The 14,972-nt window shown below is 42.2% G+C and carries 12 protein-coding genes; 7 read left to right on the forward strand and 5 right to left on the reverse strand.

Annotation, left to right across the window (positions count from 1 at the left end; all coding sequences use genetic code 11):
* Positions 1 to 37 precede the first annotated feature (37 nt).
* From JMY08_RS10785 to JMY08_RS10810, 6 genes are all read left to right on the forward strand, one after another.
* Positions 38 to 1,291, forward strand: coding sequence for a hypothetical protein (locus JMY08_RS10785; protein ID WP_201593289.1), 1,254 nt, complete (start codon positions 38 to 40; stop codon positions 1,289 to 1,291).
* A 65-nt stretch (positions 1,292 to 1,356) separates the two neighbouring features.
* On the forward strand, positions 1,357 to 2,232 hold the full coding sequence (locus JMY08_RS10790; RefSeq protein ID WP_201593291.1) for an N-acetylmuramoyl-L-alanine amidase: 876 nt from the start codon (positions 1,357 to 1,359) through the stop codon (positions 2,230 to 2,232).
* Between the two features lie 50 nt (positions 2,233 to 2,282).
* Complete coding sequence (locus JMY08_RS10795; RefSeq protein ID WP_201593293.1) at positions 2,283 to 3,029, forward strand: pyridoxine 5'-phosphate synthase; 747 nt, start codon at positions 2,283 to 2,285, stop codon at positions 3,027 to 3,029.
* A gap of 234 nt (positions 3,030 to 3,263) precedes the next feature.
* Positions 3,264 to 4,454: a glycine C-acetyltransferase gene (gene kbl, locus JMY08_RS10800; protein ID WP_201593295.1), complete on the forward strand. Its 1,191-nt coding sequence runs from the start codon at positions 3,264 to 3,266 to the stop codon at positions 4,452 to 4,454.
* Between the two features lie 77 nt (positions 4,455 to 4,531).
* Complete coding sequence (tdh, locus tag JMY08_RS10805; protein ID WP_201593297.1) at positions 4,532 to 5,557, forward strand: L-threonine 3-dehydrogenase; 1,026 nt, start codon at positions 4,532 to 4,534, stop codon at positions 5,555 to 5,557.
* A gap of 119 nt (positions 5,558 to 5,676) precedes the next feature.
* Positions 5,677 to 5,853 carry a hypothetical protein gene (locus JMY08_RS10810; RefSeq protein WP_201593299.1) on the forward strand — a complete coding sequence of 59 codons (177 nt, stop codon included), beginning with the start codon at positions 5,677 to 5,679 and terminating at the stop codon, positions 5,851 to 5,853.
* A gap of 75 nt (positions 5,854 to 5,928) precedes the next feature.
* On the opposite strand, the gene JMY08_RS10815 is transcribed toward JMY08_RS10810, so the two are convergent.
* From JMY08_RS10815 to purL, 4 genes are all read right to left on the reverse strand, one after another.
* On the reverse strand, positions 5,929 to 7,062 hold the full coding sequence (locus JMY08_RS10815) for a RelA/SpoT domain-containing protein (protein WP_201593301.1): 1,134 nt from the start codon (positions 7,060 to 7,062) through the stop codon (positions 5,929 to 5,931).
* Between the two features lie 4 nt (positions 7,063 to 7,066).
* Positions 7,067 to 7,510: a Panacea domain-containing protein gene (locus tag JMY08_RS10820; RefSeq protein ID WP_201593303.1), complete on the reverse strand. Its 444-nt coding sequence runs from the start codon at positions 7,508 to 7,510 to the stop codon at positions 7,067 to 7,069.
* A gap of 602 nt (positions 7,511 to 8,112) precedes the next feature.
* Entirely contained in the window at positions 8,113 to 8,511 is a 399-nt protein-coding gene (locus JMY08_RS10825; RefSeq protein WP_201593305.1) for an ACT domain-containing protein, read from the reverse strand.
* 195 nt (positions 8,512 to 8,706) lie between these two features.
* Positions 8,707 to 12,705: a phosphoribosylformylglycinamidine synthase gene (purL, locus tag JMY08_RS10830; RefSeq protein WP_201593307.1), complete on the reverse strand. Its 3,999-nt coding sequence runs from the start codon at positions 12,703 to 12,705 to the stop codon at positions 8,707 to 8,709.
* Positions 12,706 to 13,157: 452 nt separating this feature from the next.
* Between purL and JMY08_RS10835 the strand changes: the two genes are divergently transcribed.
* Complete coding sequence (locus JMY08_RS10835; RefSeq protein WP_189583168.1) at positions 13,158 to 13,652, forward strand: pyridoxamine 5'-phosphate oxidase family protein; 495 nt, start codon at positions 13,158 to 13,160, stop codon at positions 13,650 to 13,652.
* Positions 13,653 to 13,759: 107 nt separating this feature from the next.
* On the opposite strand, the gene pgsA is transcribed toward JMY08_RS10835, so the two are convergent.
* On the reverse strand, positions 13,760 to 14,440 hold the full coding sequence (gene pgsA, locus JMY08_RS10840) for a CDP-diacylglycerol--glycerol-3-phosphate 3-phosphatidyltransferase (RefSeq protein WP_189583172.1): 681 nt from the start codon (positions 14,438 to 14,440) through the stop codon (positions 13,760 to 13,762).
* Positions 14,441 to 14,972: the final 532 nt, after the last annotated feature.

Genomic DNA, 14,972 nt, shown 5'->3' on the forward strand with positions numbered 1-14,972 from the left:
ATGTCACTACTATTAGTTAAATAATGAGAATATTAATATGAGTATTTATTCCTTAGAGGATAAACAGCTATTAGCAATCACGCCTACTAGCTTTGTAATTGAATCTATTTTTGAACGAGATGATTTACAAGAAGCTTTTAAAAATAATATTAATATTATCGCTCCTGATTGTATGGTTATAGCAGAGGAGTTCTCTGACTGGCAAGGCTCAAGAAAAAGAATTGATTTGCTAGCGATCGATAAGCAAGCCAATTTAGTCGTTATTGAGTTGAAAAGAACTGATACAGGCGATCATATGGAGCTGCAAGCTTTGCGTTATGCCTCTATGATTTCTACTATGACATTTGAGGATGCTATAGAAGTATTCCGCAAATACAAAAAACAAAATGGTTATCCTAACTACTCTCTAGAAGAAACACAGGATGAAATTGAAGACTTTGTTGAGGTTAACATTGATGAATCAGGTTTTGCAGAAGATGTTAAAACTATCTTAGTCTCACAAGATTTTTCTGCCGAGTTAACGACTTCCGTCATTTGGCTGAATGAACGTAATTTAGACATTACTTGTATGAAGATACAGCCCTACAACGATAACGGAAAAATACTGATCGATATTCAGCAGATCATTCCTTTACCTGAAGCAGAAGACTATCAAATCAAGGTAAGACGTAAACTAGAGGAAAAAAGAGATATTCGTAAAGACAGCTCACGAGATTATTCAAAGTACCGATTTAATGATATGGAATTAGGTAAAGGTAGACTTGCACTAGAAATTATTAAATATCATTTTAACCAACATAGAAATCAATCTATTGATGCACTAATCAATGATTTTGATAATATTGCTCACTCTCAACCGATTGTAGAAAATTTAAAGGCAGCTCAAGATCATGCTAGAGCTAAGGGTAGGGCTAGATATTTCTTGAATGATAGTGATATTTTGAGAACGGGTGATGGTTCTCAGTATGTCGTATCAAGCCAATGGGGTAAAGTGAATATCGAAGAGTTTATTGAATTTTCTACTGACACACTTGGTTATGAAATCGAAAAACTTCTAACTTCAAATAGTCCAGAAAAAAGAAAAGTCCAAATTGAAGATTATGAAATTATTCAACTCGAAGACTCAACAATCCTTATAAGTAAAAATAGTACTGTAGTCAGTGCTAAGCCCGTTCTAAGATATCTTTCTAATCAGTTCAATATTAAGCTTGATAATGGTAGTGGTAACCAAAAAAATACTCGTAATCTAGGTAATGAGATTATTAATGCTATTGAGCAAAGCAAATTATAAGTAGGCGAAACACGAAAAACTATTATCTCAAACATCTTATCTACCCTCCCCTTACAGAGCATTTCATGGTAAAAAACATATTTTTAGCATTTGGCCTAACACTACCGCTGATTGGCTGCGTGACCACGACCTCCCCAGTCGCGACCACCAAGAGCTACATCGTGGATAGTAAAACCTACCAAGCCACTGGCAAAAGCGAACGTATCAAAACCATTGTGCTGCACTATACGGTTTCAGACAATGACCGATCTATCAACACACTGACCACAGGCAAGGTCAGTGCCCACTATCTAGTGTTAGATAATGACGATGATAAAATTTATAATTTAGTACCAGAAAATGAACGAGCTTGGCATGCAGGTGATGGCAGTTTTGCAGGACGGACCATCTTGAACGATACCTCTATCGGCATAGAAATCGTCAATACAGGCATTGCGTCTGAGTATCAAAATGCACTAAAAGACGGCAAGTTAACGTATCATCCTTATGAGCATTATGTGGCTTTTGATGAGTTACAGATTAAAAAAGTCGCGGAGCTGGTGCAAGATATCACCGCCAGATATGGCATCTCACCAAAGAATATCATCGGTCATTCTGATATGGCAACCTCACGTAAAATAGACCCCGGTGCCAAGTTCCCTTGGCAGCAGCTGTATAAGCAATACGGTATCGGCGCTTGGTATGATGACGCTGATAAGCTTGCTTTTATGGATATAGACACATTTGCAGCGGCCACGATACCTGAGATCAAGCAGCAATTTCGAGATTATGGCTATCAGATCAATAATAGCGACGAATGGGACAAAGCCAGTCGCGATGTAGTCTATGCGTTTCAGCTACACTTTCGACCTCTGAATCCAACGGGCGAAGTAGATTTAGAGACTTATGCTATTTTAAAGGCATTGAATAAGAAGTATGCTGATACCAACGATTTTTATTAGCCATTAACAACCAAAAATCTATCCATAACAACAATGAAAAAGGAAATGCTATGAGCACATTGTTTAGCGTAAATTTGAATAAATTGGCTTTAATCCGTAACTCTCGCGGTACTGACTACCCTAACCTGTTGTATTTTGTGAAGAAGCTGATTGATCTAGGGGTCAAAGGCTTTACCGTACACCCAAGACCCGATGAGCGTCATATCAGATACCAAGACGTCTATGATATCAGTGCATTCTTAAAGGATTATCCAGAGATTGAGTTCAATATCGAAGGTAATCCGAACGAGCAGTTTTTAAAAATTATCCGTGAGGTAAAGCCGCATCAATGTACGCTCGTGCCAGACAGTGACGATCAGCTGACCTCTGATCATGGCTTTGATATCATTAAACATCATGAGCTTTTATCCACGTTAAGCAAAGAGCTGGAAGCGTTCGGTACGCGCTGTGCGGTATTCATCGACCCTGATATCGAACAAATCAAAGCAGTCATCGAGAGCGATGTACAGACGATCGAGATGTATACCGAAGAATGGGCGCGCGCTTACAGTAATGGTAAGAGCGATGACAATATTGATTTTGATGAGGTCAAGCAACGCTTTAGCGACTGTATTAATCTAGCCAATCAAAACGGTATCCGCGTCAATGCTGGTCATGATTTGAATTTGGATAATTTGGCTGATCTGCTCGACCTCAGTGATATCGCTGAAGTGTCAATTGGTCACGCCTTTACGATTGAATCACTGGAGCAAGGCATGGATAATGTCGTGCGTCAATATTTAGACATCTGTGCTTAACCCGTATTAATAAGCAAATAGTTTATTCACTTCACACTCGATGCGGTGATGCTGGGATATATTTTATGCAGCCTCTGTCAGCGTAGACACAGCAAGCAAGTAAAATTTATACCAGTAGCACGGCAATATTGGCGTATCAATTTTATTTTAAAATGACTACAGTTTGGTTCTATCAGCAGTCCTAATATCTGCATTATCAATACAAAAGCTAATAATATTAAAAAAGGAATCTTTATGTATCAAGACTTTCAGAAACACCTACAACAAGAAATCAGCGACATACGCGCAGCAGGACTGTATAAAAACGAGCGCGTGATCACCTCTCCGCAAGATGCGCTCATCAAGATCGCCGATGGTCGTGAGATGCTTAACTTCTGTGCCAATAACTACCTTGGACTGTCTGACCATCCTGAGATTAAAAAGGCGGCTATGGAAGCCATCGAAAACTCAGGTTATGGCATGTCATCGGTGCGGTTTATTTGTGGTACGCAAGATTTGCATAAGCAATTAGAAGCGGCAATTTCTAAGTTTTTTAATACTGAAGATACGATTCTTTATGCGGCCTGTTTCGATGCCAATGGCGGTGCCTTTGAGCCACTGCTAACTAGCGAAGATGCCATTATTTCTGATTCGTTAAATCATGCCTCAATCATCGACGGTGTGCGCCTATGTAAAGCGGCGCGTTATCGTTATGCTAATGCAGATATGCAGGATTTGGAGACGCAATTGCAAGCGGCGCAAGCTCAGCGTTTTCGTTTGATTGTCACCGATGGTGTGTTTTCAATGGATGGTAATGTGGCGCCAATGGATGAGATTTATGCGTTGGCACAAAAATATGATGCCATGGTGATGATTGACGAGTCGCATTCAGCAGGCGTGGTCGGTCACACGGGTGGCGGCGTGACTGAATTGTTTGATCTACGTGGTGATATTGAGCTGATCACTGGTACCTTGGGCAAGGCCTTTGGCGGTGCTATTGGCGGCTTTACCACGGGTAAAAAAGAAATCGTTGAGATGCTGCGTCAACGCTCACGCCCGTATCTGTTTTCAAACTCCATTCCTCCTATGGTAGCTGCCGCTGGGGTAAAAGCGTTTGAAATGCTATCACAAGACAATACCCTACAAGACCAATTGCATGAAAATACCACCTATTTTGTGAAGAAAATGCAAGATGCAGGCTTCGATATCAAGCCCACCGCATCGGCAATTTGTGCGGTCATGCTTTATGACGCCAATGTCTCCCAGCAAATGGCAGACGCACTGCTGAAAGAAGGCATTTATGTGATTGGCTTCTTCTACCCTGTCGTACCCAAAGACGAGGCTCGCATCCGCGTCCAGCTCTCTGCCGCTCATACTCGCGAGCAGCTCGACCAGTGTATCGCCGCCTTTATCAAAGTTGCTAAGCAAATGAAGGTGATTGATTAAGCGTCGTTCGGTATTTGTTCGGTATTCACTCGCTAGATTCAACCATTAAGTACAACACCGTTAAATAAGAGAAAAGTATGAAAGCACTGGTTAAAGCCCATGCCAAAAAAGGCATCTGGATGCAAGACATGCCAGAACCTACTGTTGGCATCAATGACGTTAAAATTAAAATTAAAAAAACCGCCATTTGCGGGACAGATTTGCACATTTACAAATGGGATGAGTGGTCAGAAAGAACCATCAAGACGCCGATGATCATCGGACACGAATACGTCGGTATCATTAGCGAAATGGGCGATGGCGTGAAGCATTTTGAAGTGGGTGATCGAGTCACTGGCGAAGGACACATCGCTTGCGGGCATTGCCGAAACTGCCGCCGTGGTAAGCTACATGTGTGCGAAAACACCATCGGCGTGGGCGTTGATCGCGATGGCGCGTTTGCCGAATATTTGGTGATACCTGCCGATAATGTCATCAAACTCGATGAGCGTATCAGCGATGAGATGGCAGCCATTATGGACCCCTTTGGCAACGCTACTCATACTGCCCTTTCATTTCCTGTCCTTGGTGAAGATGTACTGGTTACGGGTGCGGGGCTGATTGGCTCAATGGCAACGGCGATTTGCCGCTTCGCAGGGGCGCGTAATATTGTGGTCAGTGATATCAGCGATTATCGCCTAGAGCTTGCCAAAAAGATGGGCGCGACGATGACCATCAACCCAGCCAAAGGTGAAACCATCGAAGGCGCTATTGCTGAGTTAAAAATGCACGGCTTTGATATTGGGCTTGAGATGTCAGGCTCGCCTCAGGCCTTTGATTCGATGATTAGCAATATGTATAACGGCTCTAAAATTGCGCTCTTGGGCATTTTGCCTAACACCACCACGGTGGATTGGAGCAAGATTATCTTTAAGGCGTTAACCCTAAAAGGTATTTATGGCCGTGAGATGTGGGAGACGTGGTATCAGATGGAGCAAATGCTGATCAGCGGTATTGATCTATCGCCTATCATTACCCATCGCATGCACATTGATGACTTTCAAGAAGGCTTTGATATCATGGAAAGTGGGCAATGCGGTAAGGTGATTTTAAGCTGGGATTGATAACGTAGCGCATCAGTAGTTGATGAGTCGTGGTTAGGGTTTACATTATCACGACTGATAAAACGGCACTGATTTCAGTGCCGTTTTTTATAGGGTAAAAATTATACGGAGGATTAACTATGGGCGATTCTGAAGCCTATAAACTTGAAAAGTATTTAGCAGAAAAAGCCAAGCAAGATCAGGAAAAAGAACAAGAGTCTGAGCCACTTTCTGCTTATGATGCTTGTGTGTTAAAGGAAAGTGCTAAGATTCATGAATTGATTGCTGAGGCTCGGAAGGGTTTTGAGGGTAAGTGATAAGGCAATCACTATAGAGTATAGTTTTTCATCAAACTATTGTAGATAGTAATATCAAAACATAACTCACCAAAATTATGAATATTTCATTAACAATCCAGTATATCTACTGATAAAATCATTGCTATCTAGAAAATAGTTCGGATAGGCTTCTTTAATGTTATTAACCTCATCTACAGACACAAGCACAACATCAAACATCTCACTTCCTTGATAGGTCTGCTCTAATCGCACATAATCTTCATTAGCATCATGTTCATCGTTATATGGCAAAATTATTGTCTCACGAGTATGTAAATCTAACTGTATTAGATAATACTTTGCTTCAATATTTTTCTTAGGTGAAGGTATGGAATTAATACCCCTTAACATTTCAATAACCTGTAATTCTTTATCTAATTTATTTAACCTAGCACATACTTGTGCTGGAGTTAGCTCTGCATAGACAGCAACAGTGGGAGTACCTTCTTCTATTGAAAATAGAACACTGGATAATTGGAGGAATTGTAAATAATTTTCGTCTCCTTGGCCTGATTTAAATGAAACATGCTTTAAAGACCCAAGTATTTCTACAACCGTCGCCCACTCATGCTGGATTTTAGTCCGTATTTGCAATTCTAATCTAATGTAATTATTTCCATTAGTTTTACATTTGAATATTTGATGTATTCCTCTATAGCCATCAGACTTCGGTTCTAGAATATAATTTGTAGTGTGAAAGTCCTCAAAAACGCAGTCAGCATTGATTATTTCGCAATTGCTATTGTTAGCTAAAAATTGATTTAAAACCTCTATATTAGGTAAAGTAACTCTTATACCGACTAGATCGTCCATTTGCGCTAATCTCATTGTTGGCTGTCTTACTAACTTGTTAGCTATAGACTCTAATCTTTTTGAACGAGAGGAAACAATACTTTTTTCAAAAATTTGCAAACGTTTCAACTTACTGTCTAATAAAGAAGAAAAAATTTTTAGATGTGGAATATGGTTTTCTCGGTGCTGTTTAAGTACAAGCAGTGCTTCTCTAAACTCTTCTTCTCTTATAGTTTTTATACCAATTAACTTTAATTCTTCCATGTAGGAACGTATGATATTGCCAGATTTTGTAATAGCACCGTTAGAAATGGAAAAAGAGAGTGGCGTTTCTTGATTAACGCTACTCTCTTCAATATTTTTAAAAGTTGTTTTTATATCTAAGGCAATATTCACCCTATCACACTTTCCCTTCAGTCATTTCTTGAAAGTTGATGAGAGTGCCCACCTTCCCTTTTGACCATGCAGTTTCTGGCTGATGTGTCATCCAAGATAATTGAGTACCACTATAGTCACCATAAGCATTAATTATCTGCTCTAGAAATTCGGTTACTTGGTAATCATTTGAATCTACTGTCTGATATTCAGACCACATGCTGGAGCCAAACTCGTTAATACTTTTAGCACCAAAACTTTTAAACTCATGGTAAATTTCAGGCAAAACAGGGCCGTACTGCCATCGCTCAAAATATCCATCAAATAGAGCACTATGGTTTGATTTTAAGTACCATGATTGAGCAAAAAACATTAACTTTTGTAACTTCATTGGAGTTAAGTTATTAGTTTTCCCATTATTAGATTGTTCAATAAAAGCATTTGCAATAGCAATAGCTGAATATCTCATAATAACCTCCTTACGTAAGTTACTGGTTGTTTTCAAATATAGAAAAAGGAATGTTGATGAGCTCAAGTGTGGAAAAACATACTAGTCAATGCATGCTATTTTTTAGAAAATACATTTAAAAATGTACTGTAATGTTAGTTTTAGAAAATAATCAGCTCTTCACTATTTTCAAAAAAGCTGTATATTATATCACAGGTGTTCGTATGATAACACATCCAATACATAACTTTGAGTTCTACAAATTGAAGTAATAATTAACAAATTATATTTTCTGATAAGATACATTTAATAAAATTAGTCAGTACATAGTAGAGCTACTAACATTACTATAACATATATATTTTATCTCGGAAGCTTAGATAGGAGCCAGATATAAAATTCACTTCAAGAAAACTTCACTTGCGAAGCTAAAATTACAGTGCAATTTTTTAAAACTTTTCAGGAATAACTCTCTACTTTTAAACACACCCAAAACCAAAACCCCAAACACAAAAAAGGTGAGCTTCACGCTCACCTTCTTATTTTAAAAAACAGCTATCTAACACAATATTCTAAACTAACTTAGTAAGTCTTAACGATGCAACTAGAAGCGTCAAAAAACATCATATATTACTCAGCTCTTTTAACGCAGATAGCGCCTGCTCCGCCTTATCGTCCGACACAAATATATGGTCATGATAATAGGCAGCGATCACATTGGCACTGATACCTTTTGAGGTCAGTTTGGTTGACACAGCTGCGGTTAGACCTACCGCTTCTAGGCTTGAATGCACCGTTAGAGTGATTTGCCGAAATACGCCTTCGTACTGCAAACCTGCCTCATCAGCGTTGTCTTTTGTCAAAACCAGAGTCAGCCCTTCTGGCTCCACAAACGTTGCTAGTGGCGCTAATTTTACGTATTCCGCTAGCTGTCCTTTTACAGTACAAAACACAAATAACTCATCGACCAATGCTGGCTGCATAGAACCCAATAGCTCATTGATATCTGTAATTCCTGACATTTTCTGATTCCTTATTTTGCTTAATTCTAATCTTTGTCGACCGCAATTTTAGCATGGGTCTCATTATTTATATTCTTGAAAAACGATATAAGCGCTAACCTTTACTTCCAAAAACTCAAACCTCAAACACAAAAAAGGTGAGCCTAAGCCCACCTTTTTTATTATCTAAAACAACTCAAACTGTATTGGCAAATATTAACGCAACCAAGCACGAGCGTTACGGAACATACGCATCCACGCGCCGTCCTCATCCCACTCTTCTGGTTTCCAGCTGTGGTTATAGGCTTTTAGGTTACGCTCAGGATGCGGCATCATGATAGTGACGCGACCATCAGTGCTACACAGACCCGTGACACCGCCGACAGAACCGTTTGGATTGAGCGGATACGTCTCAGTTGGATGACCTTGGCTATCGACATAACGCATCGCAAGCTGACCGTGTTTTGCCATACCGTCGATTTCGTTGTTGTCTAGTGTGGCATAGCCTTCACCATGCGCTACAGCGATTGGCAAGATGCTGTCTTGCATGCCTTTGAACAAGATAGACTTGGTACGCTCGACTTTTACGTTGACCGTACGCGCTTCAAAACGAGCCGATTGGTTGGCGATGAAGCGTGGGAAGTTATCTGCACCTGGAATAAGGTCTTTTAACTGAGCCATCATCTGACAACCGTTACAGACACCTAGTGAGAAGGTATCAGGACGGGCAAAGAAGCGGACAAACTGCATGCGTAGCTCGTCATGGAACAAGATAGAGTTCGCCCAGCCTGAGCCAGCGCCGAGTACATCACCATAACTAAAGCCACCACAAGCGACCAGACCGTCGAAGTCACGCAGATTGATGCGACCATTCAGTAGATCGCTCATGTGTACATCGACCGCTTCAAAGCCAGCTTGGGTAAAGCCTGCTGCCATCTCTGTCTGACCGTTGACGCCTTGCTCACGTAAGATAGCGACTCTTGGTTTATTCTCGCGACTGGCTAAATATGGTTCTTCAACTTTTTGATTCAGATCAAAGTTCGGCGCAGCGATTAGGCCTTTATGGCTCGCATCAGCAATCAAGTCATACTCTTGCTGTACGCACGCTGGGTTATCACGACGACGCGCGATTTGATAGCTGACCTGCGTCCATGCTTGCTGTAATTCAGCACGGCTAAAGCGTAGAGTGTCATCACCCATGAGCGTTGGCGTTTGGATTAGTAAGCTGTCTTCTTCAGAGCTTTGTCCAACGAGGCTTAGCATGTCGCTCACGTTATGCTGATCTGCTAGCTCCATCAAAGTAGCAACGTTTTCTGGCAATACTTGGATGACCGCGCCCAGCTCTTCACTAAACAGTTGACCGAGTAAGTTATCATCGGTCAATGACAGTTTGATGCCTTGACGACTGGTGAACTGCATTTCAGCAATAGTCGCTAGTAGACCACCATCACCGATATCGTGATAGGCGCTGATGACGCCTTGTGTATTGCCCGCTTGGACAAAGTTAAAGAAGTCGACCAAGTCGCTCGGCTGTGCTAAATCTGGGCAATCGTTACCCAATTGGCTAAGCGTTTGCGCAAGGATTGAACCGCCTAGACGTAGCTTACCTTTAGACAAATCAATACGATAGAACGCGCTATCGCCATTGATTAGCTCAGGGGTTAGCGTTTTTGCCACGTCAACCACAGGGGCAAAGGCAGTAATCACAAGGCTCATTGGTGATACGACTGATTTATCTTGGCTATCGCCGTTGTCGTTGTCAGTCCAGTTGGCACGCATCGATAGCGAGTCTTTACCGACTGGAATCGCGATACCCAGTGCTGGGCACAGCTCTTCACCAACTGTATAGACAGCGTCAAACAAAGCTGCGTCTTCTGCATCATCACCACAGGCGGCCATCCAGTTCGCTGACATCGTGATATCAGACAACTGAGCAATGCGCGCACCAGCGATGTTGGTAATCGCTTCGCCAATTGCAAGGCGTGCTGAGGCTTGTGGACTGATTAGCGCAACTGGTGTACGTTCACCGATACTCATCGCTTCACCGCTCATCACCTGACCATCTAGTGCAATCAAGCCTGACGCTGTCACCGCACAATCTGATACTGGCACTTGATAGCGACCAACATACTGATCGCGCACGACCATACCAGTGATAGAGCGGTCACCAATGCTGATCAAGAATGATTTGCTAGCGACCGTTGGGTGACGCAAGACGTCTTTGATAGACTCAGCTAGATTGACTTCACCTAAATCTAATTCAGGCAAGCTGCTCTCTTGACGCTCAAAGCTACGCTTCATCTTCGGTGTGCCACCTAGCAATACTTGCATCGGCATATCAACAGGCTGCTCAGCGAGCAAGGTATCATCAACGACTAGCTGACGCACATCCGTGGCTGATCCCAAGATGGCATACGGGCAACGCTCACGCGCACAGATCGCATCGAACTGGGCTTCGCTTTCTGGGCGAATCGCGAGGACATAACGCTCTTGCGCTTCGTTTGACCAAATGGCCATTGGTGACATGCCAGCTTCTAACGATGGAATTTTACGCAGGTTTAGTACCGCGCCCATCTCATGGTCATTAACCAATTCTGGCATTGCATTAGAGATACCGCCCGCGCCCACATCATGCAATGACACGATAGGGTTGCCGTCTTTGCCATTGTTGCTCGCATCGACATCATTGCCGGCTAGTGCCCAGCAGCGATCCATCACTTCTTGGCAACGACGTTCCATTTCAGCATTGTCACGCTGAACTGAAGCAAAGTCCAAGCCTTCATCGAGTGAACCACTATCAACAGAAGACGCTGCACCACCACCCAGACCAATCTGCATGGCAGGGCCACCAAGGACGATTAACAAATCACCTTGTTGAATAGCATTTTTTTCAATGAGGTTGCGTTTAATATTGCCATAACCACCTGCCAGCATAATTGGCTTATGATAGCCGCGCATCTCGCTGCCGTCTTTTGCCGCTGAGGTATCAAGCTGGAAACTACGGAAATAACCGCATAGATTAGGACGACCAAATTCGTTTGAGAAGTTGGCTGAACCGAGTGGTGCTTCAGTCATAATCTCCAGACTGGTTGCCATACGGTCTGGCGTGCCATAAGCCTGAGTGCTCAACTGACCTGACTGCTCCCATTTTTCAGCGAGCTCTGGGATATGTAGGTGTGATACGTGGAAGCCTGTCAGACCTGCTTTTGGCTTACCGCCACGACCTGTTGCGCCTTCATCACGAATCTCACCACCAGCACCTGTCGCTGCACCCGCATACGGCGCGATAGCCGTTGGATGGTTATGCGTTTCGACTTTCATCAGAATATCGATTGCTTCTTGATGGAAGTCATAAGGATGGGCAGAGTTTGCATCCATCGCATCAGTTGGGATTGGGTAAAAACGCATACCGTCAGACCCTGCCATCACAGCAGCGTTGTCTTTATAGGCAGACAAGATACCTTGTGGATTCGACTGGTAAGTATTCTTAATCATTTGGAACAGTGACTTTGGCGCCACAATGCCATCAACTGTCCACTCAGCGTTAAAAATCTTATGACGGCAATGCTCTGAGTTGGCCTGTGCAAACATCATCAGCTCAACGTCAGTTGGATTACGCTTTAGTTCATTGACATAAGCATTCATCAAATAATCAATGTCTTCACTTGATAACGCAAAACCAAACTGGGTATTGGCAGACTCTAGCGCTGACTGACCTTGTCCGATGACGTCAATATGATTCAATGATGCTGGCTGCTCATCATCAAACAGTTTGTTCAAATCATTCAAATCATAGACCAAGCTCTGAGTCATACGGTCAAACAATAATTGCTCAGCGTCTACTGGTAGTTTTTCGCCTGCTTCACCATCGATTGTTAGGGTATAAACAACCACACGCTCGACACGGTTAAGCTCAATTTCACAGTTATTAAAGATATCCGTCGCTTTACTTGCCCATGGCGAAATCGTGCCAAAACGTGGACCAACAATGACTTGTATCTGATTAGCTTGTGGGTCGGCAAGCACTGTCGCACTGTCAACAGCGAGTAGGTCTAACGCCTTTTTATGTTCATCACCTTCGAGCTTGCGTGATAGCACATACACTTGCTGGGTACTTATTTGACTGACATTGAGCTCGGTTTTTTGCTGAAACTGACTGATGAGTTGCTGCGTCTGAAAATCGGTAAGAAACGGTTGTCCGGCGATGGTCATCATAAAGGCATAATCCGTAAGATCAAGGCATCTCTGCCATGCTAAGTAAATGGTCTGCGTATTATAACAAGAAGCCCTGTAATAAGCAGGTCTAAACCAAGATAAATTGCCGATAAGTTGCGCTCTGCTGCTATCAAATATTTGCAGAATAGCGAGCTTACGCTGACCTCTAATCGCTACCCTTTTAACTTCGCACTGGATAATCAGACAGCAAAAATACACAGCGTCACACTTTTTACCTAACCCTCATACTCCTTACAAACACTCACATCGCATTACTGGTCGCCTATATAAATGTATGGGTACAACTCGGTATTCTAGTTCCAGTTGTTAGGACGATGATTGTTTTCACTATGTCGAAAGTATCTAGGCAGAATAAAAATTACTAATATATAAACAACCAATTATTTAATCACTATTATTATTTAATCACTATAAAGAAAAGGATATTTCCTATGAGTAGACAAGACCATATTGATAAAGTACAAGCACTGGTAAAAGAAGTGAAATTTGCCATGATGACCACTCGCACTCACGAAGGCCATTTACATGCCTGCCCAATGACAACGAGCGAGACGAGCATTGGCGCAAAAGAGATTTGGTTCATTGGTGATAAAAGCACTGAAACCGTCAGCGATATCCAAAAAGACCCACAAGTGAACTTGGCCTATGTCAGCCAAGATGCAAAAGACTATGTGTCAATCAACGGTAAAGCAGAGTTAGTAGAAGACCAAGAGAAACTTGATGAGCTATGGTCACCAATTTATAATGCGTTCTACGAGCAAGGTAAAGAAGATCCAAACGTACAGCTAATCAAAGTCGTACCACATGGTGCCGAATACTGGCTTAGCGGTAGTTCAGTCGTCAATATGTTTAAGATGACAACTGCTGCAGTAATGGACGGCAAAAAAGCGACTAATTTGGGTGAAAACAACTCAGTGACGCTATAAGAAATAGTTATCTAAAAGAAAATAGCAAAAACAAAAACGCCAGTGGCTAATGCGACTGGCGTTTTTTGTTGTCTAACATTTATGTTTTTGATACTAAGGTTATGAACTTAACCGCTTTGCTTTAGGTATGGCCAAGCAGCTTTTAAATAAATCATCATAGACCACAACGTCAGTATCACAGCAGCGACCATCAATACATAGCCAATCATTTCAAGCGATTCCCAGTTGAGCAGTAACACTGTGATAGCCACCATCTGAAAGGTCGTTTTTAGCTTGCCGACATAGGACACGGCGACACTGGTACTTTTACCCAATTCTGCCATCCACTCACGCAGCGCTGATACCGCGATTTCACGCGAGATAATCACAATCGCTGCTATCGCCATAATGATGTTGGGATGCCACTGAACCAATATAATCAACGCAGCGGCGACCATGAGCTTGTCCGCAACGGGATCTAAAAAGCGCCCAAACGCCGACATAACATTGAGCTTCCGCGCAAAGTAGCCATCCAACCAGTCGGTAATCGCCGCGATAATAAACACGCCAGTCAGTAACAAGTGCCGCAATAAGCTGTCGCTGAATTCACTCATGCCAACTCGGGCAATCACGTTATCTGAAATGGCTGGCATTCCGATACCCATGGCTGGTGGCCAATAGGCAATCGCCACAAACAGCGGAATCATTAGGATACGCGCGATAGTAAGGTTATTGGGCAAGTTAAAAATACTTTTGGTATTTTGCGTACTTGACGGCTCCTGCGTATGCACTTGCGTATTCTCAGTCATGGCAAACCCAGTTTAATAGAGACATAATAATGGCGGATAGCTTAGCATTTTTCCAGCACGTCGTCATGCCATCTCTTGATGTATTGTTTTACTGCTCGTACTCAAAGACAGCCATTACTTTTATCTCAATACATCAATCTTGACTATCCACTGCTGAAATAGTGATAGCGCTATCTATTTTATAACACAATCACACGTCGTAAACACATGCAATTTGCTAAACCAAATTCCTCGTTCAGCAACAATTGCTCAACGCATAGCAAGGGATGAGAATATCGAGAAACGTAATGTCATGTAACTGAAATAACCAAATGAGAATTATTTGCGCTATGATAGCGAAGGTAATAAAACAGTTGTACACTTAAAGTTGTAAGCAAATATATGCATCCATTGAATTCTCCATTATTACCCTAATCTTAGTTAAACAATAGCAAAGAAAACCAATAATAATAAGTCATCATCACTGCCCTGTAGTCAATCTACACGATCAGTTTTCCTCAGCCCACAGCACCTCCTCTGTGGGCTCTTTTTT

The sequence above is a fragment of the Psychrobacter sp. Pi2-51 genome, from assembly GCF_904846665.1.
Lineage (GTDB): Bacteria > Pseudomonadota > Gammaproteobacteria > Pseudomonadales > Moraxellaceae > Psychrobacter > Psychrobacter glaciei.

Coding starts and splice junctions, on each gene's coding strand:
- JMY08_RS10785 (WP_201593289.1), top strand. CDS start 38: ATGAGTATTTATTCCTTAGAGGATAAACAGCTATTAGCAATCACGCCT.
- JMY08_RS10820 (WP_201593303.1), bottom strand. CDS start 7,510: ATGAGATATTCAGCTATTGCTATTGCAAATGCTTTTATTGAACAATCT.
- JMY08_RS10825 (WP_201593305.1), bottom strand. CDS start 8,511: ATGTCAGGAATTACAGATATCAATGAGCTATTGGGTTCTATGCAGCCA.
- JMY08_RS10835 (WP_189583168.1), top strand. CDS start 13,158: ATGAGTAGACAAGACCATATTGATAAAGTACAAGCACTGGTAAAAGAA.
- JMY08_RS10810 (WP_201593299.1), top strand. CDS start 5,677: ATGGGCGATTCTGAAGCCTATAAACTTGAAAAGTATTTAGCAGAAAAA.
- tdh (WP_201593297.1), top strand. CDS start 4,532: ATGAAAGCACTGGTTAAAGCCCATGCCAAAAAAGGCATCTGGATGCAA.
- kbl (WP_201593295.1), top strand. CDS start 3,264: ATGTATCAAGACTTTCAGAAACACCTACAACAAGAAATCAGCGACATA.
- pgsA (WP_189583172.1), bottom strand. CDS start 14,440: ATGACTGAGAATACGCAAGTGCATACGCAGGAGCCGTCAAGTACGCAA.
- purL (WP_201593307.1), bottom strand. CDS start 12,705: ATGATGACCATCGCCGGACAACCGTTTCTTACCGATTTTCAGACGCAG.
- JMY08_RS10790 (WP_201593291.1), top strand. CDS start 1,357: ATGGTAAAAAACATATTTTTAGCATTTGGCCTAACACTACCGCTGATT.
- JMY08_RS10795 (WP_201593293.1), top strand. CDS start 2,283: ATGAGCACATTGTTTAGCGTAAATTTGAATAAATTGGCTTTAATCCGT.